This is a genomic window from Promicromonospora umidemergens (genome assembly GCF_024171995.1).
In the GTDB taxonomy this organism is placed as follows: Bacteria; Actinomycetota; Actinomycetes; order Actinomycetales; family Cellulomonadaceae; genus Promicromonospora; species Promicromonospora umidemergens.
Genome location: NZ_JAMTCT010000007.1, coordinates 224,283 through 230,454 on the forward strand (window position 1 = coordinate 224,283; position 6,172 = coordinate 230,454).

Sequence of the window (6,172 nt, forward strand, 5' to 3'; positions counted from 1 at the left end):
GGATGTGACTCAGCTCGTGAGCAGCTTGGGCAGCTCCGCCGGCGTCGTGGCGATCGCCGCCGCGCCGGCGGCCTCCAGCTCGCCGGGCGCCGCGTAGCCCCACGTCACACCGACGGTCGGGACGTCGTGGTGGGCGGCGGCGTGCACGTCGTGCTCGCGGTCGCCCACCATGACTATCTGCCCGACGTCGGCCCCGAGGGCCACCGCGTGCGCCACCGCGCGCTCCACGACGACCTCCTTGCCCTCCACCAGGCCGGCTGCCTCGCCCGCGGCGCCGTGGACGCCGTCGAGCCCGCCGGTGAGGTAGCCGTCGAGCCCGAAGTGCTCCACGATCTGCCGCGCGTAGTGCTCCGGCTTGGCCGTCGCGACCAGGAGCGTCACTCCCGCCTCGCGCAGCTCCGCGAGCGCCTCGGGGAACCCGGGGACGACCGAGTTGTCGAACATGCCGTGCTTCTCGAAGTCGCGCCGGTAGGCGGCGATCGCGAGGGCTGCGTCGGCGTCGGACAGGCCGATGCTCGTCATGCTCGATCCCAGCGGCGGGCCGACGAAGGTGCGCAGGACGTCGTCGGTCGGGACGGCGAAGCCGGCGTCCGCGAACCCGACGCGGAGGGAGGCGATGATGCCGGGCGCGGAGTCGGTGAGGGTGCCGTCGAGGTCGAGCAGGACGTGCGTGGTGCGGCGAGGCAGCGAGAGGGTCACCGGGTGAGCGTGCCACAGGTTCAGTGGTGCCCCTGGTCCGCGTCCGCGCCGGCGCCCTCGCTGGGCGGCTCGTGGCCGGGCGGCGTCCCCGCCTCCTGCCCCGGTCCGACGACGACGAACTGCCCCATCATCCCCTCGTCCTCGTGCAGCAGCATGTGGCAGTGGTACATGTAGGGCACGTCGGGATCGGTGTAGTCGTCGAACCGCATGAGCAGCCGGTAGGTCCGGTTCGGTTCGAGGTAGACCGTGTCCTTCGGCCCGGCGAGCTCGGGCGGCGGGGCGTCGCCGTCGACCGACAGGACGCGGAGCTGCACGTCGTGCACGTGGAAGCTGTGCGGCATCGGCACGGTGCTGCGCACCTCCCAGATCTCGGTGCTGCCCTCGGTCACGACCTCGTCGATGCGCCCCATGTCCATGCGCCGGCCGTTGATCTTGCGGTCGTCGAGCTCGAACGTGCGCGTCACGGCGGCGTCGTCCTCGTGCAGAGCGTCCTGCGCGGCATGTGCCGACGGCTCCCAGGCGGGCTCGGGTGACGGCGCGAGCTGGTCGGCGGCCCGCAGCTCCAGCACGTCGAACGCGTCGTTGGCGCCCATCGCGAACGGGACGACGACGCCGCCAAGGTCGGCCTCGAACGAGTGCAGCCGTGTGGTCTCGCCCGGCTGCAGCTGCACGACCACCTCCGCGCGCTCACCGGGCGCGAGCCGCACGTGGTCGAGCCGGACCGGGGCGTCGAGCAGCCCGCCGTCGGTGGCGACGAGGTCCATCTCGCGGTCGGCGAAGCCCAGCTGGAACGTGCGCGCCGTCGACCCGTTGAGCAGGCGCAGCCGCACGCGTTCGGTGGTGACCTCCTGGTAGGCGCCGACTGTGCCGTTGGTCATGACGACGTCGCCGAGCGTGCCCGGCTCGCCGCCGTCGTCCGAGAGCTCGAGCTGCCCGTCGTCGTCGAGGACCTTGTCCTGCACGATGACCGGGACGTCGTCGACGCCATAGGTGTGGGGCAGGGTGGCGGCGCGCGAGGCGTCGTCGTCCAGGAGGAACAGGCCCGCCAGGCCGCGGTAGACGTGCTTCTCCGTCGCGCCGTGCGGGTGCGGGTGGTACCAGAGGGTCGCGGCGGGCTGGTCGATCTCCCAGGTCGGGCGCCAGGTGGCACCCGGGCCGACCTCCTGGTGCGGCCCGCCGTCCATCGCGGCGGGCAGGTGCATGCCGTGCCAGTGCACGCTGGTGGGCTCGTCGAGGTCGTTCGCGACCTCGACGGCCACCCGCTCGCCGCGTTCGGCGCGCAGGGTCGGGCCGAGATAGGAGCCGTCGAAGCCCCAGGTCCGCGTCTCGACGCCGGGCCGGAACTCGGTGACGCCCTCCTGCGCCGTCAGGGAGAAGATGCGCGTCCCGTCCACGACCTTCGAGGGCGCCAGGGGCGGGATCGCGAGCTCGGTGGTGAACTCCGCCTCGTCGACCGAGGTGACCGAGCCGGGGACGAGCGCACACCCGGCGAGGGCGCCGCCGGCCAGCGCGAGCGTCGCCGCGCCCGCGACGAGGGACCGGACGCCCTGCCGCCGCCGGGTCCGGGGCGGCCCGGGCGCAGCGACCCGCCTCATCGGCCGGACCCGCGCAGGCGCTGCACGCCGGCAGCGGCCAGGCCTGCCAGGGCTCCCCACATCGCGTCGAGGAGCAGCGCGGGAACGATGGTCCAGAGCGGTCCGCCACCGGGGCCGCCAAGGCCCCCGAGCACGGGGACCAGCAGCGCGACGGCGTGGGCGACGAGCCCGTAGGCCACGCCCGTGAGCGTGAGCGTGAGCACCGGCCGGGGCACCCGACCGAGGCCGACCACCCCGATCCAGACGACGGCGGTGATGCCGATGATGGTCAGCGCCCTGGGAGCGCCGGTGCCGAGGGCTCCGGTGAGGCCGGCCAGCGGCCAGAGCAGGGCCAGCGCGGCGAGGCCGCCGACGACTGCCCAGGGGACGGGGACCGGTGCGGACCGGCCCGGGGTCGGCTGAGCGGGGAGGTGTGGTGAGGTCATGTCTCGACGGTGCCGGTCGGGGGCGGGGCTCCACATCGGCCCTGGATCGTCTCCTGGTGTCGCCTGGAGGCGACAGGAACCCTGATGCCTCGGGGACGTGCGATCCGTAGGGTGACGGTGTGCCAGAGCAGAGCGCGGTCCCGCGAACGGTCGACCCCCGTGTCGTGGACCCCCGTGTCACCGACGTCGCCCTGGGGCTCGCCATGTCGCTCTCGGTCGCGGTCGTCATCGCGGCGGACCCGGACGCCGTGCGGCACGCCGGGCCAGGGGCGTACCTGTTCGCTGTGGGTTTCGGGGCCCTGGTCCTGGTGCGGCGCCGCGCGCCGCGCACGGTGCTCGTGGTCACGGTGCTGGCCGTGTTCGTCTACTACATCCTCCAGTTCGCGCCCATCGGCATGGCGCTGCCCGCGATCGCGGCGCTGTACTCGGCGGCGGAGCTGCGGCACACCGCCTGGGCGATCGGCGGTGGAGCCACCCTGGTGGCCGTCGCGACGTACTACCGCACGGTGGGCAACACCCCTGAGGAGGCACTGGCGCCCTACGACCTGGTCACGAACCTGGCGCTGGCGGCGGCCGCGATCGCGCTCGGCGTGGCGGTGCGGCTGACCCGCGAGGCGCGGGTCCACGAGGCCCAGGCCGCCGAGCAGCGGCTGCAGGCGGAGCGCCTGCGCATCGCGCGCGACCTGCACGACGTCGTCGGGCACAACCTGTCGGTGATCGCCCTGCACTCCGGCGTGGCCGCTGAGGCGGTCGGACGGGACGACGACGCAGCCCGGGGCGCCCTGGAGCACGTGCGGACGGCGACGTCGGGCACGCTGCACGAGCTGCGCTCGACCGTCCGCGTGCTGCGCGGGCCGGTGGGCGGGTCGCCCGACTCCTCACCCGGATCGGCGGAGGCGAGCGCACCCGCGCCGACCGGCCTGACCGGCGTGGACGCCCTCGCGGCCTCGGCACGGGCGACCGGGCTCACGGTCGACGTCGCGCTCGACGTGCCGGAGGGTGCCCTCGACGGAGCCATCTCCGCCGCCGCCTACCGCGTCGTGCAGGAGTCCCTGACGAACGTGCTGCGGCACGCCTCCGCCACCCGCGTGACGGTCTCCGCGCGGGTAGCCGACGACCGGCTCGCGCTACGGGTGTCCGACGACGGCCGGGGCGCCGGTGCCGGCCTCGTGCCCGGCTCGGGGCTCTCGGGGATGCGCGAGCGGGTGGCCCTGCTCGGCGGCGGCCTCACCGCGGGCGACGCACCCGGCGGCGGGTTCCTCGTGGCCGCTGACCTGCCCCTCCGGCTGAGGACGGGCGAGCCATGATCCGCCCGGTGATCCGCCCGGTGATTCGCATAGTGCTCGTGGACGACCAGGAGCTCGTGCGCGCCGGCCTGCGCTCCCTCGCGGAGAGCGAGGACGACATCGAGGTCGTCGGGGAGGCCGCCGACGGGCGCTCGGGCGTGTCCCGGGTGCGGGAGCTGCGGCCCGACGTCGTGCTGATGGACGTCCGCATGCCCCGCCTGGACGGGCTGGCCGCCACCCGGGAGATCGTCGCCGATCCCGCGCTGGCCGACGTCCGGGTACTGATCCTGACCACGTTCGACGAGGACGAGCACGTGTTCGAGGCCATCCGGTCGGGCGCGGCCGGCTACCTGCTCAAGGACGTCGCGCCGGCCGAGCTGCGCCGTGCGGTTCGCGTCGTCGCGGCGGGCGAGGCGCTGCTAGACCCCGGCGTGACGGCCGCCGTGCTGCGCGCCGTCGCCGCGAGCCCGGCGCCCCGGTCCGGCGCGGACCGGATCGCCGGGCTCACCGAGCGCGAGCGTGAGGTGCTGCAGCACCTGGGCCGCGGCCTCACGAACGACGAGATCGCCCGCGAGCTCTACCTCAGCCCGGCCACCGCACGCACCTACGTGAGCCGGCTGCTCGCCAGGCTCGGTGCGCGGGACCGCGCGGCGCTGGTGATCCTGGCGTACGAGACGGGGCTCGTCCGGCCGTGAGCCGGCAGAGCCCCGCTCGTCCGCGAGAGATCAGAGCGACCTGAGCCGCGGCAGCACGTCCTCGCTGAACTGGGTGAGGAACCGCTCCTGGTCGTGGCCGGGGCCGTGCACCACGAGGTGGTTCAGGCCGGCGTCGACGTAGGGCTTGATCAGCTCGACGGCCTGCTCCGGGTCGGACGCGACGATCCAGCGCTTCGCTACCTGCTCGATCGGGAGCTCGTCGGCCAGCTGCTCCATCTCGGTGGCCGAGGTGACGCTGTGCTTCTGCTCGGGCGTGAGGGACAGCGGCGCCCAGAACCGGGTGTTCTCCAGCGCGGTGGCGGCGTCCCGGTCGTAGGAGATCTTGATCTCGATCATCTTGTCGACGCCTGCGACGTCGCGCTCCGCCTTGGCCGCGCCCTCGGCGACCGCGGGCAGCAGCTTCTCCGTGTACAGGTCCATGCCCTTGCCGGACGTGCAGATGAAGCCGTCGCCGGCGCGGCCGGCGTACTTCGCCACGAGCGGGCCGCCGGCCGCGATGTAGACCGGCACGGGGTTGTCCGGCCGGTCGTAGATCTGGGCGCCGACCAGCTCGTAGTAGTCGCCCTTGAAGTCCACGCTGTCCTCGGTCCAGAGCGCCCGCATGAGTTGCACGGCCTCGCGCAGCCGCGCGAACCGCTCCTTGAACTCCGGCCACTCGCGGCCCGAGACCGCCGTCTCGTTCAGGGCCTCACCTGTGCCGACGCCGAGGATCACGCGGTTCTCGGTGAGCAGGGCGAGGCTCGCGAACGTCTGCGCGATCACGGCGGGGTTGTAGCGGAACGTCGGGGTCAGCACGCTCGTACCGAGCTGGATCCGCGAGGTGCGCTCCCCCGCGGCAGCGAGCCAGGCCAGCGCCGACGGCGCATGACCACCCTCGTGCCGCCACGGCAGGAAGTGGTCGGAGACCATGGCGCTGTCCAGTCCCACCTCCTCCGCGCGTACTGCGAGCTCAACCAGCTCGCGCGGCCCGAACTGCTCGGCGGACGCCTTGTACCCAATTTTCAGAGTCACGTCTGCGACCCTACGCTCGATCGCCGACGTGCGAGCGTCGGCGTCGCGCACGTCACATCTGTCCTGGTCAGCTCGTCGATCGACGGCACCTCGCGGCCGCGGTGGCGGGCGACCGGGACGACCGATGACCGGGCGAACGGGCGAACTCCCGCGCGTCCACCCGCTCCGGGTATCGAGCCGCAACTTGGCCGTCCAGAAGCCACCTATGGAGTGTCGAGCCGCAACCTACGCGTCCAACGATCGTCGAACCGAAGGTTGCTGGTCCACCAAGGGGGCGGATTCATACGGTCAGTGCAACGTCGACTGATCGGGGATTGTGATGCCGTCTGGGTATCCGTGGCCGTTGTCCAAGCGGCGGGAAGTGCTGGATGCTGTGGCGTCGGGGATGCCGATGTTGCAGGCGTTCAGGGTGTGCGGGGTGTCGTTCGCGACGGTCCGTG

6 protein-coding genes are annotated in these 6,172 nt (G+C 73.3%); 2 read left to right on the forward strand and 4 right to left on the reverse strand.

What is annotated here, in order from left to right; translation table 11 throughout:
- Positions 1–9 precede the first annotated feature (9 nt).
- Genes APR04_RS14355 through APR04_RS14365 form a run of 3 tightly spaced genes read right to left on the reverse strand, consistent with a single transcriptional unit; the run spans position 10 to position 2,719 of the window.
- A complete protein-coding gene (locus APR04_RS14355) occupies positions 10–699 on the reverse strand; it encodes an HAD hydrolase-like protein (protein ID WP_253871323.1) in 690 nt (229 codons plus the stop codon).
- Positions 700–719: 20 nt separating this feature from the next.
- Positions 720–2,294: a multicopper oxidase family protein gene (locus tag APR04_RS14360; protein WP_253871325.1), complete on the reverse strand. Its 1,575-nt coding sequence runs from the start codon at positions 2,292–2,294 to the stop codon at positions 720–722.
- On the reverse strand, positions 2,291–2,719 hold the full coding sequence (locus APR04_RS14365; RefSeq protein ID WP_253871327.1) for a hypothetical protein: 429 nt from the start codon (positions 2,717–2,719) through the stop codon (positions 2,291–2,293). Before APR04_RS14365 ends, APR04_RS14360 begins: the two co-directional genes overlap by 4 nt.
- Before the next feature lie 119 nt (positions 2,720–2,838).
- Here APR04_RS14365 and APR04_RS14370 point away from each other — a divergent pair, with 119 nt between their 5' ends.
- Both APR04_RS14370 and APR04_RS14375 read left to right on the forward strand, forming a co-directional pair.
- Positions 2,839–4,026 carry a sensor histidine kinase gene (locus APR04_RS14370; RefSeq protein ID WP_253871329.1) on the forward strand — a complete coding sequence of 396 codons (1,188 nt, stop codon included), beginning with the start codon at positions 2,839–2,841 and terminating at the stop codon, positions 4,024–4,026.
- A 20-nt stretch (positions 4,027–4,046) separates the two neighbouring features.
- The gene (locus APR04_RS14375) at positions 4,047–4,700 is read left to right on the forward strand and encodes a response regulator (protein ID WP_253871347.1); all 654 of its coding nucleotides are present in this window, start codon (positions 4,047–4,049) and stop codon (positions 4,698–4,700) included.
- A gap of 30 nt (positions 4,701–4,730) precedes the next feature.
- Here APR04_RS14375 and fgd read toward each other — a convergent pair whose 3' ends face one another.
- Complete coding sequence (gene fgd / locus APR04_RS14380; protein WP_253871330.1) at positions 4,731–5,732, reverse strand: glucose-6-phosphate dehydrogenase (coenzyme-F420); 1,002 nt, start codon at positions 5,730–5,732, stop codon at positions 4,731–4,733.
- Positions 5,733–6,172: the final 440 nt, after the last annotated feature.